15 protein-coding genes are annotated in these 19,428 nt (G+C 68.2%); 13 read left to right on the top strand and 2 right to left on the bottom strand.

The features are described from left to right. The first annotated feature begins 44 nt into the window (after positions 1 to 44). The 13 genes from ATK74_RS08000 to ATK74_RS07940 are packed head-to-tail and all read left to right on the top strand — an operon-like array spanning position 45 to position 16,164. Positions 45 to 1,322 (top strand): NADH-quinone oxidoreductase subunit D, encoded by a 1,278-nt coding sequence (locus ATK74_RS08000; protein ID WP_098462142.1) that lies wholly within the window; start codon positions 45 to 47, stop codon positions 1,320 to 1,322. Then, on the top strand, positions 1,319 to 2,035 hold the full coding sequence (nuoE, locus tag ATK74_RS07995; protein WP_098460531.1) for an NADH-quinone oxidoreductase subunit NuoE: 717 nt from the start codon (positions 1,319 to 1,321) through the stop codon (positions 2,033 to 2,035). The genes ATK74_RS08000 and nuoE overlap by 4 nt, the downstream gene beginning before the upstream one ends. Next, entirely contained in the window at positions 2,035 to 3,357 is a 1,323-nt protein-coding gene (gene nuoF, locus ATK74_RS07990; RefSeq protein ID WP_098460530.1) for an NADH-quinone oxidoreductase subunit NuoF, read from the top strand. The genes nuoE and nuoF overlap by 1 nt, the downstream gene beginning before the upstream one ends. Beyond that, positions 3,354 to 5,786, top strand: a complete 2,433-nt coding sequence (locus ATK74_RS07985) for an NADH-quinone oxidoreductase subunit G (protein WP_098460529.1) — start codon at positions 3,354 to 3,356, stop codon at positions 5,784 to 5,786. The genes nuoF and ATK74_RS07985 overlap by 4 nt, the downstream gene beginning before the upstream one ends. Beyond that, complete coding sequence (gene nuoH / locus ATK74_RS07980) at positions 5,783 to 7,084, top strand: NADH-quinone oxidoreductase subunit NuoH (RefSeq protein ID WP_098460528.1); 1,302 nt, start codon at positions 5,783 to 5,785, stop codon at positions 7,082 to 7,084. The genes ATK74_RS07985 and nuoH overlap by 4 nt, the downstream gene beginning before the upstream one ends. Next, positions 7,084 to 7,647, top strand: a complete 564-nt coding sequence (nuoI, locus tag ATK74_RS07975; protein WP_098460527.1) for an NADH-quinone oxidoreductase subunit NuoI — start codon at positions 7,084 to 7,086, stop codon at positions 7,645 to 7,647. Before nuoH ends, nuoI begins: the two co-directional genes overlap by 1 nt. After that, a complete protein-coding gene (locus ATK74_RS07970; RefSeq protein ID WP_098460526.1) occupies positions 7,644 to 8,435 on the top strand; it encodes an NADH-quinone oxidoreductase subunit J in 792 nt (263 codons plus the stop codon). Before nuoI ends, ATK74_RS07970 begins: the two co-directional genes overlap by 4 nt. Continuing rightward, entirely contained in the window at positions 8,432 to 8,731 is a 300-nt protein-coding gene (nuoK, locus tag ATK74_RS07965; protein WP_098460525.1) for an NADH-quinone oxidoreductase subunit NuoK, read from the top strand. Before ATK74_RS07970 ends, nuoK begins: the two co-directional genes overlap by 4 nt. 13 nt (positions 8,732 to 8,744) lie before the next feature. Continuing rightward, complete coding sequence (nuoL, locus tag ATK74_RS07960) at positions 8,745 to 10,655, top strand: NADH-quinone oxidoreductase subunit L (protein WP_098460524.1); 1,911 nt, start codon at positions 8,745 to 8,747, stop codon at positions 10,653 to 10,655. Positions 10,656 to 10,669: 14 nt separating this feature from the next. Beyond that, positions 10,670 to 12,181 carry an NADH-quinone oxidoreductase subunit M gene (locus ATK74_RS07955; protein WP_098460523.1) on the top strand — a complete coding sequence of 504 codons (1,512 nt, stop codon included), beginning with the start codon at positions 10,670 to 10,672 and terminating at the stop codon, positions 12,179 to 12,181. Then, positions 12,178 to 13,734, top strand: coding sequence for an NADH-quinone oxidoreductase subunit NuoN (gene nuoN, locus ATK74_RS07950; RefSeq protein ID WP_098460522.1), 1,557 nt, complete (start codon positions 12,178 to 12,180; stop codon positions 13,732 to 13,734). Before ATK74_RS07955 ends, nuoN begins: the two co-directional genes overlap by 4 nt. A gap of 4 nt (positions 13,735 to 13,738) precedes the next feature. Further along, on the top strand, positions 13,739 to 14,743 hold the full coding sequence (locus ATK74_RS07945; protein WP_098460521.1) for a polyprenyl synthetase family protein: 1,005 nt from the start codon (positions 13,739 to 13,741) through the stop codon (positions 14,741 to 14,743). Then, positions 14,743 to 16,164: an amidase gene (locus ATK74_RS07940; protein WP_098462139.1), complete on the top strand. Its 1,422-nt coding sequence runs from the start codon at positions 14,743 to 14,745 to the stop codon at positions 16,162 to 16,164. Before ATK74_RS07945 ends, ATK74_RS07940 begins: the two co-directional genes overlap by 1 nt. On the opposite strand, the gene nhaA is transcribed toward ATK74_RS07940, so the two are convergent. Together nhaA and ATK74_RS07930 are read right to left on the bottom strand one after the other, a co-directional pair. Further along, positions 16,161 to 17,480 (bottom strand): Na+/H+ antiporter NhaA, encoded by a 1,320-nt coding sequence (nhaA, locus tag ATK74_RS07935; RefSeq protein WP_098460520.1) that lies wholly within the window; start codon positions 17,478 to 17,480, stop codon positions 16,161 to 16,163. The two genes, ATK74_RS07940 and nhaA, sit on opposite strands and share 4 nt — an antisense overlap. Beyond that, positions 17,477 to 19,396 (bottom strand): M13 family metallopeptidase, encoded by a 1,920-nt coding sequence (locus ATK74_RS07930; RefSeq protein WP_098460519.1) that lies wholly within the window; start codon positions 19,394 to 19,396, stop codon positions 17,477 to 17,479. The genes nhaA and ATK74_RS07930 overlap by 4 nt, the downstream gene beginning before the upstream one ends. Between the last annotated feature and the right edge of the window lie 32 nt (positions 19,397 to 19,428).

Here is a 19,428-nt window from a genome sequence, read left to right as displayed (position 1 = left end):
CGTCGGCGTCCGAGGACGTCGCCGAGGGCGCTGTCTACACCGCCATGGGCGGCGGCGACTGGGCCGATATCGCGGCTGAGCAGGCCGAACGTGGTGACGAGACGCTGGTCATCAACATGGGCCCGCAGCACCCGTCCACCCACGGCGTGCTGCGCCTGATGGTGGAGGTGGACGGCGAGACCGTCACCAGCATCCGTCCGGGGATCGGCTTCCTGCACACCGGCATCGAGAAGAACATGGAGTTCCGGTCCTGGACCCAGGGCACGACCTTCGTGACCCGGATGGACTACGTGGCCCCGATCTTCAACGAGGTGGCCTACTGCCTGTCGGTGGAGCGGCTGCTCGGGATCGAGGACAAGATCCCGCAGCGGGCCAGCGACATCCGGGTGCTGATGATGGAACTGTGCCGGATCGCCTCGCACCTGGTCGCGGTCGGCACCGGTGGCATGGAGATCGGCGCCCTGACCGTGATGACGATCGGCTTCCGCGAGCGGGAGATGATCCTCGACTTCTTCGAGGCCGTCACCGGCCTGCGGATGAACCACGCCTACGTCCGTCCGGGTGGAGTCGCCAACGACCTGCCCGAGACCGGGATCGCTCAGCTGCGCGACGTGATCAACTGGCTGGAGAAGCACCTGCCCGAGTATGCGGCGTTCTGCAACGAGAACCCGATCTTCAAGGGCCGGATGTGCGGCATCGGCTACCAGGATCTGTCGGCCTGCTTCGCCCTCGGCGTGACCGGCCCGATCCTGCGTTCCACCGGCTATGGCTGGGACCTGCGCAAGCAGCAGCCCTACTGCGGCTACGAGACCTACGACTTCGACGTGATCACCTGGGACACCAGCGACGCCTACGGTCGGTTCCGGGTGCGCCTGGACGAGATGTGGGAGAGCCTCAAGATCGTCAAGCAGTGTGCCGATCGGCTGGAGGCCTCCACCGGCGAGCCGGTGATGGTCGATGACCCGAAGATCGCCTGGCCGGCCCAGCTGGCCGTCGGTCCGGACGGCCAGGGCAACTCCCATGAGCACATCAAGCACATCATGGGCGAGTCCATGGAGGCGCTGATCCACCACTTCAAGCTGGTCACCGAAGGTTTCCGGGTGCCGGCCGGACAGGCCTACGTGCCGATCGAGAGCCCCAAGGGCGAGCTCGGCTGCCACGTGGTCTCCGACGGCGGCACTCGTCCGTTCCGCTCGCATATGCGGGACCCAGGGTTCAACCACCTGCAATCCGTGCCGATCCAGTGCGAGGGCGGCATGCTGGCCGACGTCGTGGTGGCCATCGGCTCCCTCGACCCGGTGATGGGAGGCGTGGACCGATGAGCGGACACGAGTTCCAGTCGTTCTTCCCCAACTCGGGGGAGGTCGACATGAGCGATCCGAGCACCTCGATCGACGAGAAGACGATCGAAGAGTTGCGGGCACTCGCAGCGCGCTACCCGCAGCCGCGGTCGGCCCTGCTGCCGATGCTGCACCTGGTGCAGAGCGTGGACGGACGGGTCTCCCCGGCCGGCATCGAGATCTGCGCCGAGATCCTCGGGATCACCCCGGCTCAGGTCTCCGGTGTGGCCACCTTCTACACGATGTACCGGCGCCGTCCCGGCGGCAAGCACCACGTCGGGGTCTGCACCACGGCGCTGTGCGCGGTGATGGGCGGCGACGCGCTGCTCGATCAGGTCAGCCACAAGCTGGGCATCGGCCCGGACGAGACCACGCCCGATGGCACGTTCAGCCTCGAGCGGATCGAATGCAATGCGGCCTGTGACTTCGCGCCGGTGATGACGGTCAACTGGGAGTTCATGGACAACATGACCCCGCAGAAGGCCGAGAAGCTGCTCGACGACCTGGCTGCCGACCGCGAGGTCACCTCGACCCGCGGCGCGACCATCACCAGCTGGCGTGAGGCCGAGCGAGTGCTGGCCGGCTACCCCGACGGACGTGCCGACGAGGGCCCCAGTGCCGGCGAGGCGTCCTTGCTGGGCAAGCAGCTGGCCGATGAGCACGGCTGGACCGCACCGAAGGGGGAGCAGGCCTGATGAGTGATGTTCTGACTCCGGTCCTGTCGGCCAACTGGGGCACCGAGCGTTCCTGGACGCTGGACGGCTACCGGGCCGGCGGCGGCTACACCGCCATCGAGAAGGCCCTGAAGCTCTCTCCGGACGAGGTGACCACCCTGGTCAAGGACGCCGGACTGCGCGGACGTGGCGGGGCGGGCTTCCCGACCGGCATGAAGTGGAGCTTCGTGCCCAAGGACAACCCCAACCCCAAGTACCTGGTGGTGAACGCCGACGAGTCCGAGCCGGGCACCTGCAAGGACATGCCGCTGCTGCTGGCCAGTCCGCACACCCTGGTCGAGGGCATGATCATCGCCTCGTATGCGATCGGCTGCCACACCGCCTTCGTCTACATCCGTGGCGAGGTGCTGCACGTGCATCGCCGGATGCAGGCCGCCGTGGCCGAGGCCTACGCGGCCGGGCTGCTGGGCAAGAACATCCTGGGCTCGGGCTACGACCTGGACATCATCGTCCACGCCGGCGCCGGTGCCTACATCTGCGGTGAAGAGACCGCGCTGCTGGATTCGCTGGAAGGCCGCCGCGGTCAGCCGCGGCTGCGTCCGCCGTTCCCGGCCGTGGCCGGCCTGTACGCGTCCCCGACCGTGATCAACAACGTCGAGTCGATCGCCTCGGTTCCGGCCATCGTCGGCAACGGTGCGGCCTGGTTCTCCTCGATGGGCACCGAGAAGTCCAAGGGGATGACCTTGTACTCGCTGTCGGGCCATGTGCGTCGTCCCGGCCAGTTCGAGGCGCCGCTGGGGATCACCCTGCGCCAGCTGCTCGACCTGTCCGGCGGGATCCGGACCGGGCATCAGCTGAAGTTCTGGACTCCGGGCGGCTCGTCCACCCCGATCCTGACCGCCGAGCACCTGGACGTCCCGCTCGACTACGAGGGGATGGCCGGCGTCGGCTCGATGCTGGGCACCAAGGCACTGCAGGTCTTCGACGAGACCACCTCGGTGGTGCGCACCACGCTGCGCTGGGTCGAGTTCTACAAGCACGAGTCCTGTGGCAAGTGCACGCCGTGTCGTGAAGGCAACTGGTGGATGGTCCAGATCCTGAAGCGGTTCGAGGCCGGCGAAGCCGAAGAGGGCGATGTCGAAAAGCTGCTCGATGTGGCCGACAACATCGGCGGCAAGTCGTTCTGTGCCCTGGCCGACGGCGCGGTGGCCTGTGTCACCAGCGCGGTGCGGCACTTCCGTTCCGAGTTCGAGGCCGGCTATCACACTCCGGCCTGGGAGCTGTTCCCCTACGGTCGTAGTGCCCTGTTCGCGGTGGCAGACAAGTCAGGAGCGCACGCATGAGCGTGATTGCCAAGGCCGGCCAGGACGTGGCTGCGGTCGACACCATCACGGTCACCATCGACGGCATCGAGGTGGCCGTGCCCAAGGGCACCTTGGCCATCCGGGCCGCCGAGCTGGTCGGGATCGCCATCCCTCGGTTCTGTGACCACCCGCTGCTGGATCCGCAGGGTGCCTGCCGCCAGTGCATGGTCGAGGTTCCCGATGCCGGCAACGGCCGCGGCTTCCCCAAGCCGCAGGCCTCCTGCACGCTCGAGGTCGCCAACGGGATGCAGATCAAGACCCAGCACACTTCGGCGGTGGCCGCGAAAGCCCAGACCGGCATGCTGGAGCTGCTGCTGATCAACCACCCGCTGGACTGCCCGATCTGCGACAAGGGCGGCGAGTGCCCGCTGCAGAACCAGGCGCTCAGCAATGGTCACGGCGAGTCCCGCTACCAGGGGGTCAAGCGCACCTACCCGAAGCCGGTGCCGATCTCGTCGCAGATCTTGCTGGACCGGGAGCGTTGCGTGCTGTGCGCCCGCTGCACCCGGTTCTCCGAGCAGATCTCCGGCGACCCGCTGATCGCTCTGGTCGAGCGCGGCGCGCTGCAGCAGGTCGGCAAGTACGCCGATGACCCCTATGACTCCTACTTCTCGGGCAATGTCGTCCAGATCTGCCCGGTCGGCGCCCTGACCTCGACCTCGTACCGGTTCAACAGCCGGCCCTACGACCTGGTCAGCACCGAAGTCACCTGTGAGCACTGCGCGGCCGGCTGCACCTTGCGGTCCGACCAGCGCCATGGTGTGGTTCGCCGCCGGCTGGCCGCGAATGCGCCCGAGGTGAACGAGGAATGGAACTGTGACAAGGGCCGATTCGCCTTCGTCTCGGGACGCGGCGAGGATCGGCTGACTACTCCGCTGGTCCGCCGGGACGGCGAACTGAAGCCGGCCTCCTGGGCCGAGGCGATCGACGCAGCCGTGACCGGACTGAAGGCGGCCGGCGAGCGGGTCGGCGTGCTGACCGGCGGCCGACTGACCATCGAGGACGCCTACGGCTACGCCAAGTTCGCTCGGACGGTGCTGGGCACCAACAACATCGACTTCCGGTCGCGTCCGATCGGTACCGACGAGGCGGCCTTCCTGGCCGATCGGGTGGCCGGACGCAGCGTGAGCGATGCGGTCACCTACACCGACCTGGAGACCGCCGGAACCGTGGTTCTGGTGGGCCTGGAGGCCGAGGAGGAGGCTCCGCTGGTCTTCCTGCGGCTGCGCAAGGCGGTCCGCAAGAAGGGCCTGGCGGTCAAGGTGATCGCGGCTCGGCTGAGCAACGGCAGCACCAAGCTGAACGCCGAACTGATCTCCACCGTCCCCGGTGAGGAGGCGGCCGCTCTGCGCGGTCTCGACCTTCCGGCCGGCGCGGTGATCCTGGTCGGCGAGCGAGCTGCTCTGGCGGCGGGCGCGCTGAACGCCGCCGCCGAGGTGGCCGACGCAGCCGGAGCCCGGCTGGCCTGGGTTCCCCGGCGTGCCGGTGATCGCGGTGCCATCGAGGCCGGCTGCCTGCCCAACCTGCTGCCCGGCGGACGTCCGGTGGCCGATGCCGCCGCTCGGGTCGACGTGGCCAGCGCCTGGGAGACCGAGTCGCTGCCGTCCGCCGCGGGCCTGGAGGCGCCGGCCATTCTGGCCGCGGCTGCTGCCGGTGAGCTGGGCGCCCTCGTGGTGGCCGGCTTGGAGCCGGTCGACTTCGCCGACGCCGCTGCGGTGCGGGCCGGGCTCGATCAGGTCGGTTTCCTGGTCAGCTTGGAGAACCGCACCTCTGAAGTCACCGATCGGGCCGACGTGGTCTTCCCGGTGGCGCTGATCGAGGAGCGGTCGGGCACCTTCTGGAACTGGGAGCATCGTCCAGGTGCGGTCAGCCAGGTGATCCGGGGGACCGGCGCACCGATGACCGACCTGCGGGTGCTGGCTGCTCTGGCCGACGCGCTGGGCGCGCCACTGGGCATCCGCACCACCGCGCAGGCCGCTGCCGAGCTGGCCGAGCTGGGCAGCTACCAGCGTCCGGCCGCCAAGAAGTCGGCCGCCAAGGCGTCCACGAAGTCGGCCAAGGCCGCGGCGAAGGCTTCTGGCCAGGGCGAACAGCTGGTGAAGCTGTCCACTTGGCGCCAGCTGATCGACGGTGGCCGAGGCCAGGACGGTGAGTCTGCGCTGGCCGCCACCGCGAAGCCCACGGTGGCCCGGATCAGCCCGGCGCTGGCCGAGCGTCTCGGTGCAGCCGATGGCCAGCTGGTCACCATCACGGCTGCAGCCGGCTGGTACACGATGCCGGTCGCGATCAGCGCCGACATGGTCGATGGGACGGTCTGGTTGCCGACCAACTCGGCCGGAACCGGGCTCGGCGAGCTCGGGGTGGTCTTCGGCGACGAGGTCGCGCTGAGCCTGGGAGGCGAGGAATGAACGATCCGTGGTGGTTGGTCCTGATCAAGGTCGTCGTACTGTTCGTCGTCCTGCTGCTCTGGACGATCTTCAACGTCTGGTACGAGCGGCGGCTGGTCGGCAAGATGCAGCACCGACTCGGCCCGATCATGAACGGCCCGTTCGGTCTGCTTCAGGCCTTGGCCGATGGCATGAAACTCCTGATCAAGGAGGACTTCATCCCGTCCATGGTGGACCGGGTGCTGTTCGTCCTTGCCCCGATCATCGCCGGAACCGCGGCCTTCACGGCCTGGGCTGTGATCCCTTTCGGCGGCGAGGTGGAGATCTTCGGCGTCAAGACCTACCTGCAGCTGGCTGACCTGCCGGTCGGCGTGCTGGTCCTGCTGGCGGTGACCAGCATCGGCATCTACGGCTTCGTGCTGGCCGGCTGGGCGTCCAACTCGCCCTACTCGCTGCTCGGCGGCCTGCGGTCCAGCGCCCAGATGATCTCCTACGAGATCGGCATGGGACTGTCCCTGGTCTCGGTGTTCCTGTTCTCCGGCTCGATGTCGACCCACACCATCGTCGAGGCGCAGCGCAATGAGGTGGTCTTCTTCGGCTACCACACCACTCTGCAGAGCTGGTACTGGCTGATGATGCTGCCGGCTTTCGTGGTCTACGTGATCTCGATGGTCGGTGAGACCAACCGCGCACCCTTCGACCTGCCCGAGGCGGAGTCGGAGCTGGTCAGCGGCTACATCACCGAGTACTCCGGCTTCAAGTACGCGATCTACTTCCTGGCCGAGTACATCAACATGGCCACCGTGTCGGCGATCGCCACCACCTTGTTCGTGGGCGGCTACCTGCCGTTCTGGCCGCTGAACCTGGTGCCCGGCCTGGACAACCCGTGGCTCGGCCCGATCTGGTTCGCGGTCAAGGTGCAGCTGTTCATCTCGCTGTTCGTCTGGCTGCGTGGCACCCTGCCGCGGTTCCGCTACGACCAGTTCATGAGCCTGGGCTGGAAGGCGCTGATCCCGATCTCCTTGGTCTGGGTCGCCCTGGTGGCCACCTTCCGTGGGCTGGGTAACGCCGGCCTGCTGCAGGGCCCGCTGCTGTACCTGGTGATCGGTGTGGTGGTGCTCGGCCTGCTGGTCTTCGCCTTCGTGGGTGAGAAGCCCGAGGTCCCGCCGCCCACCCGTCCGACGGTGCTGGACGCGTTCGCCGGCGGCTATCCGGTGCCGCCGATGCCGGGTCAGGCGCTGCCCGAGTTCAGCAATGTGGTCGCCCCGGCTCCTGCCGAGTTGACCGATGTCGACCAGACCAGCGGAGGAGAGAGCTGATGGGCGCTTTCGATGCTTGGGCCGGCTTTGGGGTGACCTTCCGGACGATGTTCCGGAAGACCTTCACCCAGGGCTACCCGGAGAAGGGCAAGGAGAAGGTCACCGCGCCCCGCTTCCACGGACGCCACCAGCTGAACCGCTGGCCGGACGGTCTGGAGAAGTGCGTGGGCTGTGAGCTGTGCGCCTGGGCCTGCCCGGCGGACGCCATCTACGTCGAGGGTGCGGACAACACCGATGTCGAGCGGTACTCGCCCGGCGAGCGGTACGGCCGGGTCTACCAGATCAACTACCTGCGCTGCATTCTGTGTGGGCTGTGCATCGAGGCTTGCCCGACCCGCGCGCTGACCATGACCAATGACTTCAAGCTGGCCGACGTGACCAGGGAGAAGATGATCTACACCAAGGACCGTCTGCTGGCCCCGTTGCTGCCAGGGATGGAGCAGCCGCCGCATCCGCGTCGGCTCGGGGCCGATGAGAAGGACTACTTCCTCGGCCTGCCGTCCACCGGGCAGCCGGACAACCGGACGCCCTCGGTCGGCGATGACCGGGAGGCCGGACGATGAGTGGAGCAGAAATCACCTTCTGGATCGCCGCACCGTTGATGGTGGTGGCGGCCGCGCTGGGCCTGCTGGTCTTCCGCAAGGCGGTCTACTCCGCGTTGTGCATCGCGTTCGTGATGATCAACCTCGCGGTGCTCTACGCCTCGCTGGACGCCATGTTCCTGACCTTCGTCCAGATCATCGTCTACACCGGCGCCATCATGATGCTGTTCTTGTTCGTGCTGATGCTGGTCGGCGTCGATAGCCCGGACTCCATGGTCGAGACCCTCAAGGGTCAGCGCTGGGCCGCCGGAGCGGCCGTGGTCGGCATGCTCGGGCTGATCGTTTTCGGCATCGCCGGAGCCCTGAGCGGCGGACCCAAGGTCGGCCTGGACGCCGCGAATGCGGCCTACGGCGGCAACGTCGAGTCGCTGGCTGCCTTGATCTTCGGTCGCTACGTGTTCATCTTCGAGCTGACCTCGGCGCTGCTGATCACCGCGGCCATCGGCGCCATGGTGCTCGGTCAGCACGCCCGCACCAAGCCCAAGGCCACGCAGGCCGATCTGGCCGCTGAGCGGATGCGCCGCTACGCCACCGACGGTGTCCACCCGGGCACCCTGCCGAACTCGGGCGTCCTGGCCCGTCACAACTCGATCGCCACCCCGGCGCTGCTGCCGGACGGCTCAGTGAGCGATGCCTCGGTCTCGCCCACCCTGGTCTCCCGCGGCGTGATCGTGGACGCGCCGGCCATGAGCCAGATCACCGCTACGGCCTTCGACCAGGTCGAGACCGCTCAGGAGGAGGACCAGTGAGTCCGGACAACTACCTCTACCTCGCCGCGGCGCTGTTCGCGATCGGCACCGCTGGGGTGATGCTGCGCCGCAACGCGCTGGTCGCCTTCATGTCGGTCGAGCTGATGCTGAACGCGGCGAACCTGGCGATGGTCGCCTTCGCCTCGGCCCGCGGAAACCTGGACGGGCAGGTGGCCACCTTCTTCGTGATGGTCGTCGCGGCCGCCGAGGTCGTGGTCGGGTTGAGCATCATCATCACCATCTACCGCACCCGACGGTCCACCTCGGTGGACGCGGCGAACCTGCTGAAGCTGTGAAGGGCCGCAACTGATGATCAGTCTGGAAACGACATTCGCCCCGGTGCTGGCCACCGGCCTGACCAGCTATGCCTGGTTGATCATCGCCATCCCGGCGATCTCCGCGGCGATCCTGCTGCTCGGTGGACGCCTGCTGGACCAGGTCGGTCACTGGCTCGGGGTGGCTGCGGTCACCGCGTCCTTCGCCATCGCCGCCACGCTGTTCGGCTCCCAGTTGCTCGCCGACGAGTCGTCCCGGGCCATCTCGGTGCCGCTGTACACCTGGATCGCGGCCGGAACCTGGAAGGTGACCGCCGGACTGCTGATCGACCAGCTGTCGATCCTGTTCGCGCTGCTGATCACCGGCGTCGGTGCGCTGATCCACGTCTACTCGGTGGGCTACATGGCCCACGACGAGCGGCGTCGACGCTTCTTCGCCTACCTGAACCTGTTCATCGCGGCGATGCTCACCCTGGTGCTGGCTGACAACTACCTGGTGCTGTTCGTCGGCTGGGAGGGGGTCGGTCTGGCCTCGTACTTGCTGATCGGTTTCTGGCAGCACAAGCCGTCGGCTGCCGCCGCGGCCAAGAAGGCCTTCGTGATGAACCGGGTGGGCGACCTCGGCCTGACCATGGCCGTGATGAGCATGCTGGCCCTGTTCGGCAGCTCCTCGTTCGCCGCGGTCAACGCCGGCGCCGAGCACCTGGACTCCTTCTGGGTCGCCACGATCGGCCTGCTCCTGCTCGTGGGCGCCTGCGGTAAGTCCGCCCAGGTTCCGCTGCAGGCCTGGCTGCTGGACGCCATGGAAGGCCCCACTCCGGTGTCGGCGCTGATCCACGCGGCCACCATGGTCACCGCCGGTGTGTACCTGGTCGTCCGCAGCCACGCGATCTTCTCGATCTCGCCGGTGGCCTCCACCGCCGTGGTCGTGGTCGGTGCGGTCACCCTGCTAGTCGGCGCCTGGATCGGTACCAGCAAGGACGACATCAAGAAGGTGCTGGCCGGCTCCACCATGAGCCAGATCGGCTACATGATGCTGGCCGCGGGCCTCGGCCCGGTCGGCTATGCCTTCGCCATCTTCCACCTGCTCACCCACGGCTTCTTCAAGGCCAACATGTTCCTGGGTGCCGGCTCGGTGATGCACGCCATGGATGACGACGTGAACATGCGCCACTACGGAGCGCTGGCGAAGGTGACCAGGATTACGTTCCTCACCTTCGGCATGGGCTACCTGGCGATCATCGGGTTCCCCTTCTTCGCCGGCTACTTCTCCAAGGACCACATCATCGAGGCCGCCTTCGAGGTGAGCACTGTGGCCGGGATCGCCGCGCTAGTCGGCGCGGGCATCACCGCGTTCTACATGACCCGCCTGATGCTGATGACGTTCTTCGGCGAGAAGCGCTGGCGCGAGGGCGTGCACCCGCACGAGTCGCCGCTGGTGATGACGGTGCCGCTCATCATCCTCGCCGTGTTCTCCGTCGGCGCCGGCGCGCTGATGAACTGGTGGATCCAGGATTGGCTCGAACCGGCCGTGGGCAACCACGTCCAGGAGATCTCGATTGCGCCTGGTCCGATCGGCTGGCTGACCATGCTGATCGTGGCCGCCGGCGTGGCCCTGGGCTGGTACCTGTTCGGCCGTCAGCCGGTTCCGGCCGAGGCTCCGGCCTCGCGCAACCCGTTCACGGTGGCCGGCCGCAACGACCTGTTCGGCGATCTGGTCAACGAAACCGTGGTGGTTCGTCCGACGATGCTGGCCGCCCGCGGCCTGGTCGCCAATGACGACCGGGTGATCGACGGCGGGGTCGGTGGCCTCGCAACCTTGACGGTCGGCCTGTCCAACCAAGTCAGGAAGCTGCAGACCGGCCAGGTCAGAAGCTACGCCCTGACCATGACCCTCGGCGTTGTGCTGGTGGGCGTGATCGTGATTCTCAGTCAGCTGGGCTGAGGGAGGAACTAGAGATGACAATCCCTTGGCTGACCTTCCTGGGTCTGGTGCCCCTGGTCGGCGCGGTGACGTTGCTGCTCCCGGTGAAGGAGCTGGCCCGCGTGCTCGGCATGTTCTTCGCCGTGATCACCGCAGTGGTCGGCATCGTGGTGACCACCCTGTACGTAGGCGGCGCGGCTCTGGCCGAGCAGGTGCCCTGGATTCAGGCCTTCGGTGCCTGGTGGGCACTCGGCCTCAACGGCATGAGCGTGCTGATGGTGATTCTCACCGTCCTGCTCACCCCGATGGTGCTGCTGGCCGAATGGAAGCTGCCGAACGCCGGACGGTGGAGCCCGCAGGTGTTCGTGGCGCTGGTCCTCTTCCTGGAGAGCCTGTCGCTGTTCACCTTCATGGCCGATGACGTCCTGCTGTTCTACCTCTTCTTCGAGGCCACGCTGATCCCGATGTACTTCCTGATCGGCGGCTTCGGTGGCGAGGCGCGGGCGGCGGCAGCCCTGAAGTTCCTGCTGTTCAGCCTGGCCGGTGGCCTGGTCATGCTGGTCAGCGTGGTCGGCCTCGGGGTGGTCTCCACCGAGCTGAGCGGAACTCCGACCTACCTGCTGTCCGAGCTGGCCAAGCTGCCGATCGGCACCGACCTGGGCCGCTGGCTGATGATCGGCTTCCTGGTGGCCTTCATCGTCAAGGCGCCGATGGTCCCGCTGCACACCTGGCTGCCCACCACCGCCGAGCAGGCGACGCCGGGCACCTCGGTACTGCTGGTCGGCATCCTGGACAAGATCGGCACCTTCGGGATGATCAAGTTCTGCCTGGGCCTGTTCCCGGAGGCCAGCCTGTGGGTGGCCCCGGTGATGGTGATCCTGGCGCTGATCAGCATCATCTACGGTGCGGTGGCCGCGATCGGCAGCTCCAACCTGCTGCGGCTGGTCGCCTACACCTCGATCAGCCACTTCGGCTTCATGGTGCTGGGCATCTACACCTTCACCACGGTCGGAGTGTCCGGCTCGATCTTCTACATGCTCAACCACGGCTTCTCCACGGCGGCGCTGTTCCTGGTGATCGGGTTCCTGATCAGCCGGCGCGGCTCGGCCCTGGTCTCCGACTTCGGGGGAGTGCAGAAGGTCGCCCCGGTGCTGGCCGGTGTGTTCCTGATGGCCGGCCTTTCCGGCCTGGCCCTGCCCGGCATGTCGAGCTTCGTCTCTGAGTTCATGGTGATGGCCGGTGCCTGGTCACGGCAGCCCTGGCCGGCCGCAGTGGCTGCGCTCGGCACCGTGCTGGCTGCGGTCTACATCCTGCTCATGTACCAGCGCACCATGACCGGACCGGTCACTGAAGCGGCCAGTACCCACTTCACCAGCGACCTGAACGCCAGGGAGAAGTGGGTGGCAGCGCCGCTGCTGGCGATCATCCTGCTGCTCGGCTTCGTCCCGGGGATCGCGCTGGACGTGATCAACCCGACCGCCGCAGCCACGATCAGTCACGTGGGGGCCCCTGACCCGGTGGCGCCGTTTGGAGAGGAAGGCAAGTGAACATCACTGCTCCGACGTTCGAGTGGCTGGAGCTCGCGCCGGTCCTGATCGTGCTGACGGCCGCCATCCTCGGCGTCATCATCGAGGCCGCGGTGGCCCGTCCCTACCGGATGGTCAGCCAGGTCGGCCTGATGGTGGTCTCGCTGGTCGCCGCACTGGCCATGCTGATCGACAACTTCATGAACCAGCGCACCGGCACCCTGGTGGTTGCCTCGATGGTCCTGGACGGACCGGCCTACCTGGCCTGGGCCGCCCTGCTGGTCTTCGGCCTGCTCTCGCTGCTGCTGTTCGCCGAGCGTCGGCTGGCCAATGGCGCCACGGCGTTTGCCGCATCGGCCGCGGCTGTCCCGGGCAGCCTGCCGGAGTCCGAGGCCGCCGTGGCGCGCCACGAGCACACCGAGGTCTTCCCGCTGGCCCTGTTCTCGCTGTCGGGCATGCTGGTCTTCGCCGCAGCCAATGACCTGATCACCGCCTTCGTCGCGCTCGAGGTCATGTCGCTGCCGCTGTACCTGCTGTCGGCGATGTCTCGCCGGCGTCGGCTGCTCAGCCAGGAAGCGGCGCTGAAGTACTTCCTGCTCGGTGCGCTGAGCTCGGCCTTCTTCCTGTTCGGCATCGCCCTGGTGTACGGCTTCTCCGGCTCCTTCGGGTTCCGGGAGATCGCCGCCTCGATCAGCGACCCGGTCTACGGCCGCGGCCTGCTGTACACCGGCATGGCCTTCCTGGCGATCGGCCTGCTGTTCAAGATCGGCGCCGTCCCGTTCCACAACTGGGTGCCGGACGTGTACGTCGGTGCGCCGACTCCGGTGACCGCCTTCATGGCCATCTGCACCAAGTTGGCCGCCGTGATGGCCGTCCTCCGGGTGTTCTTCGTTGCCCTCGGCGGCGAGCGCTGGACCTGGCAGCCGTTGCTGGCCACGATCGCCGTGCTGACCATGGTCATCGGCGTGGTGATCGCCGTGGCTCAGACCGACATCAAGCGACTGCTGGCCTACAGCTCGATCTCGCACGCCGGGTTCATCCTGGTGGCCGTGGTCGGCGCCTCGGTGGGCACTGCCGCCGGTGCGTCCAGCAGCGTGGCCTCGATCGTGTTCTACCTGACCGCCTACGGTTTCGCCACGATCGCCTCCTTCGCGGCCGTGACCATGGTTCGCGATGCCGCGGGCGAGGTGCACTCGATCGCCGGCTGGTCCGGGCTGGGTCGCAGGAACCCGTTCCTGGCTTCGGTGGTCGCTCTGGCCATGCTCAGCTTCGCGGGCATCCCGCTGACCGGTGGCTTCATCGGCAAGTGGGCCGTGTTCACCGCGGCCTGGCATGGCGGGTTCGCCTGGCTGGTCATCGTGGCGATCGTGGCCAGTGTGGTGGCGGCCTATGTCTACTTCAAGGTGATCATCGCGATGTTCTTCGGCGAGCCGGTGGCCGGAGTCGAGGTGGGTCGGGCCAGCGCCTTCACGCTGGTTCCGCTAGTCGTTGGCGCTGCGGCAACGCTGTACCTGGGTCTGTTCCCCGGTCAGCTGCTGGACCTGGCCACGGCTGTCGGAACCTTCCTGCGGTAGGGCTATGCTGACCGCCGTGACCGACCAGCAGCCGCCGATCGAAGACTTCGACCCCGCCTTCACCGCTCGGGTGACCGAGCTTCTCGAGCGGGTGGAGGAGCGACTGCACGAGGTGGCTGCGGCCAACACCGAGTTCGTCACCCAGGCGTCCCGCCACATCGTCAACGCCGGCGGGAAGCGGTTCCGTCCGCTACTCGTGGTGCTGGCCGGCCTGATCTCGCCCAACTTGGACGAGGACGCCGCGATCCGCGCCGCCGTGGTGATGGAGCTCACCCACGTGGCCAGCCTCTACCACGACGACGTCATGGACGAGGCCGACCTGCGCCGGGGCGCCCCCAGCGCCAACAGCCGCTGGGGCAACACCGTGGCGATTCTGGTCGGTGACTACCTGTTCTCCCGCGCCTCGCGGATCGTGGCCGGGCTCGGCCCGGACTTCGTCGAGCTGCAGGCCGAGACCTTCTCCCGGTTGGTCCAAGGCCAGATCGCCGAGACCGTCGGTCCGCTGGACGGCGAAGACCCGCTGCAGCATTACCTGAACGTGGTGGCCGACAAGACCGGCTCGCTGATCGCAGCCTCCACGGCCTTCGGTGGCATGGTCTCCAGCCTGCCGGCCGGCCAGCTGAAGGCGCTGACCGCCTTCGGTGAAGAGATCGGTGTGGTCTTCCAGCTCAGCGACGACCTGCTGGACATCGAGTCCGACACCTCCGGCAAGACGCCGGGCACCGACCTGCGGGCCGGCGTGCCGACTCTGCCGACGCTGCTGGCCAGGGAGTCGACCGATCCGGCCGACGCGCGGCTGCTGGAGTTGCTCAACTCCGATCTCAGCGACGATGACGACCTGAGCGAGGCGTTGTCCCTGATGCGGGCGCACTCGTCGCTGGCCAAGGCCCGGGCTGAGGTGAACCGGAGGGCCGAGGTGGCGCGCAGCTTCTTGGCGCCACTGCCCGAAGGGTCGGCCAAGCAGGCGCTGTCGGCGCTGTGCGACTCGGTCATCGGCCGCTCGGTCTGATGGAACTCACCAGCCGCTCCGCGGTGGAGTTGGCCGAGGCGGTCCGCCGCCGCGAGCTGACCGCCGTGGAGGTGGCGTCCGCACACTTGGAGCGCTCGGAGCGGCTCGCCGGTCGACTGGGCGCCTTCGCGCGGCTCACTCCCGAACTCGCGCTGCGCACTGCAGAGCTCCTGGACGCCCGGTTGGCGGCCGGTGAGCAGGTCGGCCCGCTGGCCGGGGTGCCCTGCCCGATCAAGGACCTGAACGCCGTGGCCGGGATCGGCATGGAGGCCGGCAGTGCGGCCATGGTCGGCTATGTGCCGGAGGTCAGCGACGACCTTGTCGAGTGGCTGGCCGATGCCGGAACTGTCTGCACCGGGAAGACCGCCACCCCCGAGTTCGGCCTGCCCTGCTACACCGAGCCGGCCACCGGCGAGCCGGCCCGGACTCCCTGGGACCTGACGCGGATGGCCGGCGGCTCCAGTGGCGGGGCGGCAGCGGCCGTGGCCGCCGGGCTGGCCCCGATCGCCCAGGCCTCCGACGGTGGTGGGTCGATTCGGATCCCGGCTTCCTGCTGCGGCCTGGTCGGGCTCAAGGCCAGTCGTGGCCGGATCAGTCCGGGGCGTGGACGTGTGCCCGGCCCGGGCCTGGTCAGCGACGGCGTGCTCAGCCGGACGGTGGCCGACACGGCTTTGGCCCTGGACGTGCTGGCCGGCCAGCGGCCCGGCGACACGTACTTCGTGCCGAGCCAGCCGGACGGCTTCCTGGCCGCCTCCCGGCGGGATCCCGGCCGGCTGCGGATCGGCGTGCTGACCACCCCGGTGATCGCCGAGGCCGACGTCCATCCGGCCTGCCGCACGGCGGCCGAGCAGACTGCCGCCCAGCTGGCCGCTCTGGGTCACGACGTGGTCAAGGCGCCGGTCCCGTTCCCGGTGGAGCGCTGGGCCGCCTTCCAAGCCCTGTGGGCGGTCGGCGCGGCCAGCATCCCGCTGCCACCGGAGGCCGAGCCGCTGTTGCGTCCGCTGACCCGGTGGCTGCGCGAGGTGGGGCGCAACACGTCCGGCCTGGCCTACGCCGGAGCCGCCGGGGCGGTGCAGCAGTTGACTGTGGAGGTCGCCGAGGCCTGGGACGGCTATGACGCCGTGCTGATGCCCACCCTGGCCCAGCCGCCGCTGTCGATCGGGGCGATCCGCGACGACGACGACCCGGCCGCCGACTTCGCCGCCCAGACCCGGTTCACCCCGTGGACCAGCGTGTTCAACCTCTCTGGGCGTCCGGCCATCTCACTGCCGCTGCGCACCGCGCAGATCGACGGGATCCGGCTACCGATCGGCGTGATGCTGGGCGGCCGGTTCGGCCAGGAGTCGCTGCTGCTCAGCCTGGCGACCCAGCTGGAGGCCGAGGTCGGCTGGCAGCACCCGTTCGTGGCCGCGGAGTTCTAGGCGCCGGCGAACTTGTCCGGGACGCCGTCGGCATCGGCGTCCATTTCTTCGGACTCGGCGATGGCCCGGTAGTGCCGGTTCCGGGCGCCCAGGACGACGGCGGCCAGTAGTGCGGCCAGGACCGAAGCAGTGAGCACCGCCACCTTGCCGACATCGTCGTGGGGCGAGCCCTGACCGAAGGTCAGCTCGCTGACCAGCAGCGAGACGGTGAAGCCGATCCCGCCCAGAATCGACAGGCCGAACAGATCCACCCAGGACAAGTCCGGGTCGAGGTGGGCGTGGCGCAGCCGGGTGACCAGCCAGGTGGAGCCGGTGATCCCGATCACCTTGCCGGCCACCAGGCCGAGGATCACGCCGAGGCCGATGTTGCTGGTGGCCGCGGCCACAAAGCCGTCCCAGCCGCCCAGGGTGACGCCTGCGGAGAAGAAGGCGAACACCGGGACCGCGAAGCCCGCCGAGAGCGGCCGCAGCCGATGGTCGAAGACCTCGGCCAGGCCGTCGGTGAAGCTGCTGTCCTTGGGCGGACGGACCGGCACGCAGAAGGCCAGCAGCACGCCGGCCACGGTGGCATGCACCCCGGAGGAGTAGACCAGCACCCAGGTGGTCACTCCGGCCACCACCAGCAGGGTCACCCTGGCCACCGGGTTGCGCAGCCAGAAGCCCTGGGCCAGGTTCACCAGCAGCCCGAAGGCGAGCAGCGGGACCAGAGCCGCGGCCAGGAACCCCAGCCGCAAGTCCGAGGTGTAGAAGAACGCGATGATGGTGATGGCGATCAGGTCATCGGCCACCGACAAGGTGAGCAGGAAGGTGCGCAGCGCCGCCGGCAGATGCGAGCCGATCACCGCCAGCACGGCCAAGGCGAAAGCAATGTCGGTCGCTGCCGGGATCGCCCAGCCGTGGCTGGTCGCCGGATCGGTGAAGGTGAACCCGAAGTAGATCAGCGCCGGGACGGCGACGCCGCCGAAGGCGGCGACCACCGGCACCAGGGCAGTCTGCGGGTTGCGCAGCTCGCCGGTGACGAACTCCTGCTTCAACTCCAGCCCGACCAGGAAGAAGAACAGTGCCAGGAGGGCGTCGGCGGCCCAGTGGCCGAGGCTCAGGTTCAGGTCCAGCCCGAACAACTCACCGCCCAGATGCACGTCGCGCAACCAGCCGTAGAAGCCCGGCGCCAGGTTGGCAACCAGCAGCGCGGCCACGGCGCCGACCAGCAGCAGAATGCCGCCGACCGACTCCAGCCGCAGGATGGCCGAGACCCGGCGGAACTCCCGGTAGGCGCCGCGCGCCAGGGTGTTGCGGACCGCGGGACGATCGGTCACCAGATCTTCACCCGGTCCTCGGGCGCCAGCCAGGCGTCGTCGGTCTCGGTGACGCCGAAGGCCTCGTAGAAGGCTGGGACGTTACGCACCACCTGATTGCAGCGGAACTCCTCAGGGGAATGCGGATCCGTGCTGATCTGCTGGCGCAGTGCCTCATCGCGGCGCTTGGTCTGCCAGGCCCGGGCCCAGGACAGGAAGAACCGCTGCGCGGCCGGGATCCCGTCCACCGGTTCCGGCTCGGCGTCGCCCAGGGAGAGCCGCCAGGCGTTGTAGGCGATCGACAAGCCGCCGAGGTCGCCGATGTTCTCACCGATGGTCAGCTCGCCGTTGACGTGCTCCTCGGACAGCTGCGCCGGGGTGAGCGCGTCGTACTGGGCGATCAACGCCTTGGTCCGCTCGGTGAAGGCCGCCCGGTCGTCCTCGGTCCACCAGTCGCGCAGCCGGCCTTCGCCGTCGCAGGTGGAGCCCTGATCGTCGAAGCCGTGCCCGATCTCGTGGCCGATCACCGCACCGATGGCGCCATAGTTGCAGGCGTCGTCGCCGTCGGCATCGAAGAAGGGCGGCTGCAGGATCGCGGCCGGGAACACGATCTCGTTGCGCAGCGGATGGTAGTAGGCGTTGACCGTCTGCGGGGTCATCAACCACTCCCAGCTGCGGATCGGCCCGCCGAGCTTGCCCAGCTCATCGGCCAGGGCGAAGTCGGTGACCCGCAGCACGTTGCCGATCAGGTCGTCGGGGACGACCACCAGGCCCGAGTAGTCCTTCCAGACCTCGGGGTAGCCGATCTTCGGAGTGAAGGCGGCCAGCTTGGCCAGTGCCTCGGCCTTGGTGTCCTCGGTCATCCAATCCAGCTGCGAGATCGAGGTGTGGTAGGCCTCGAGCAGCCGGCCGACCAGTTCGTCCATCCGCGACTTGGCCGATGGCGGGAAGTGCCGCTCGACGTACAGCTTGCCGACCGCCTCGCCCAGCGCGCCCTGGACCAGGTCGATGCCGCGCTTCCACCGCTCGCGCAGCTGCGGGGTGCCCTGCAGGACGGTGCCGTAGAAGTCGAAGCGCGCTTGGACCAGCGGCTCGGGCAGGTAGGGGGAGAGGCTGGAGACCAGCGCCCAGCGGCACCAGTCCTTCCAGGCCTCCAGGTGTTCGGCAGTGAGCAGCTCGGCCAGGTCGGCCAGGAAGCTCGGCTGGGCCACGATCACCTGATCCAGTTGCGGCACCCCGGCTACCGTGAGCACCCGGGTCCAGGCGATTCCGGAGGCGTCCAGCTCGGCCCAGTCGGTCGGGTTGTACATCTGGCGCAGGTCGCGGGTGCGCACCTTGTCCCAATGCCGGGCGGCGATCGCGGTCTCCAGAGTGAGGACGGCGTCGGACGCGCTGGCGCTGATCGAGGCGATGGTCAGGCTGCGATCGATGTGGTCGCGGTAGGCCACCAACTTCTCGGCGTGGGTGGGCAGCCGGTAGTACTCCTCATCGGGCAGACCGATGCCGTCCTGGTTGAGGAACAGCGCGTAGCGGGTCGGGTCGCCGGGGTCGGCGTCCACCTCGAGGCCGAGCGGGGCACCGGTGCCGCGGCGCAGGCTTCGGCCGAAGTAGTCCAGCAGGGCGTCCACATCGCCGATCTGATCGATCTCGGCCAGCAGCGGCTGGAGCGGGTCCAGGCCACGCGCCTCTACCTGCTCGGTGTTCATGAAGCTGCCGAACAGATGCTCGACCAGGGCGCCTTCGGAGCCGGGGACGGAGCCCTCAAGGCTGGTCACGATGTCGCGAATGGCCCGTTCCGAGTCGTCCCGCAGATCGAGGAAGACTCCGGCCGCCGGTTTATCGGAGGGAATCTCGACGGTGTCCAGCCAATGCCCGTTGACATGGCGGAACAGATCATCTTGGGGACGGACGGTCGGATCAAGGTCGAAAGGGCTCACGACGGCAAGGCTAGCCGGTGATGCTGACTGGC

The sequence above is a fragment of the Propionicimonas paludicola genome (assembly GCF_002563675.1).
GTDB lineage: Bacteria > Actinomycetota > Actinomycetes > Propionibacteriales > Propionibacteriaceae > Propionicimonas > Propionicimonas paludicola.
Note: the sequence above shows the minus strand (reverse complement) of the source record. Positions and strands in the feature narration are given on the sequence as shown.

Coding starts and splice junctions, on each gene's coding strand:
- ATK74_RS08000 (WP_098462142.1), top strand. CDS start 45: ATGGGCGGCGGCGACTGGGCCGATATCGCGGCTGAGCAGGCCGAACGT.
- nuoE (WP_098460531.1), top strand. CDS start 1,319: ATGAGCGGACACGAGTTCCAGTCGTTCTTCCCCAACTCGGGGGAGGTC.
- nuoF (WP_098460530.1), top strand. CDS start 2,035: ATGAGTGATGTTCTGACTCCGGTCCTGTCGGCCAACTGGGGCACCGAG.
- ATK74_RS07985 (WP_098460529.1), top strand. CDS start 3,354: ATGAGCGTGATTGCCAAGGCCGGCCAGGACGTGGCTGCGGTCGACACC.
- nuoH (WP_098460528.1), top strand. CDS start 5,783: ATGAACGATCCGTGGTGGTTGGTCCTGATCAAGGTCGTCGTACTGTTC.
- nuoI (WP_098460527.1), top strand. CDS start 7,084: ATGGGCGCTTTCGATGCTTGGGCCGGCTTTGGGGTGACCTTCCGGACG.
- ATK74_RS07970 (WP_098460526.1), top strand. CDS start 7,644: ATGAGTGGAGCAGAAATCACCTTCTGGATCGCCGCACCGTTGATGGTG.
- nuoL (WP_098460524.1), top strand. CDS start 8,745: ATGATCAGTCTGGAAACGACATTCGCCCCGGTGCTGGCCACCGGCCTG.
- ATK74_RS07955 (WP_098460523.1), top strand. CDS start 10,670: ATGACAATCCCTTGGCTGACCTTCCTGGGTCTGGTGCCCCTGGTCGGC.
- ATK74_RS07945 (WP_098460521.1), top strand. CDS start 13,739: ATGCTGACCGCCGTGACCGACCAGCAGCCGCCGATCGAAGACTTCGAC.
- ATK74_RS07940 (WP_098462139.1), top strand. CDS start 14,743: ATGGAACTCACCAGCCGCTCCGCGGTGGAGTTGGCCGAGGCGGTCCGC.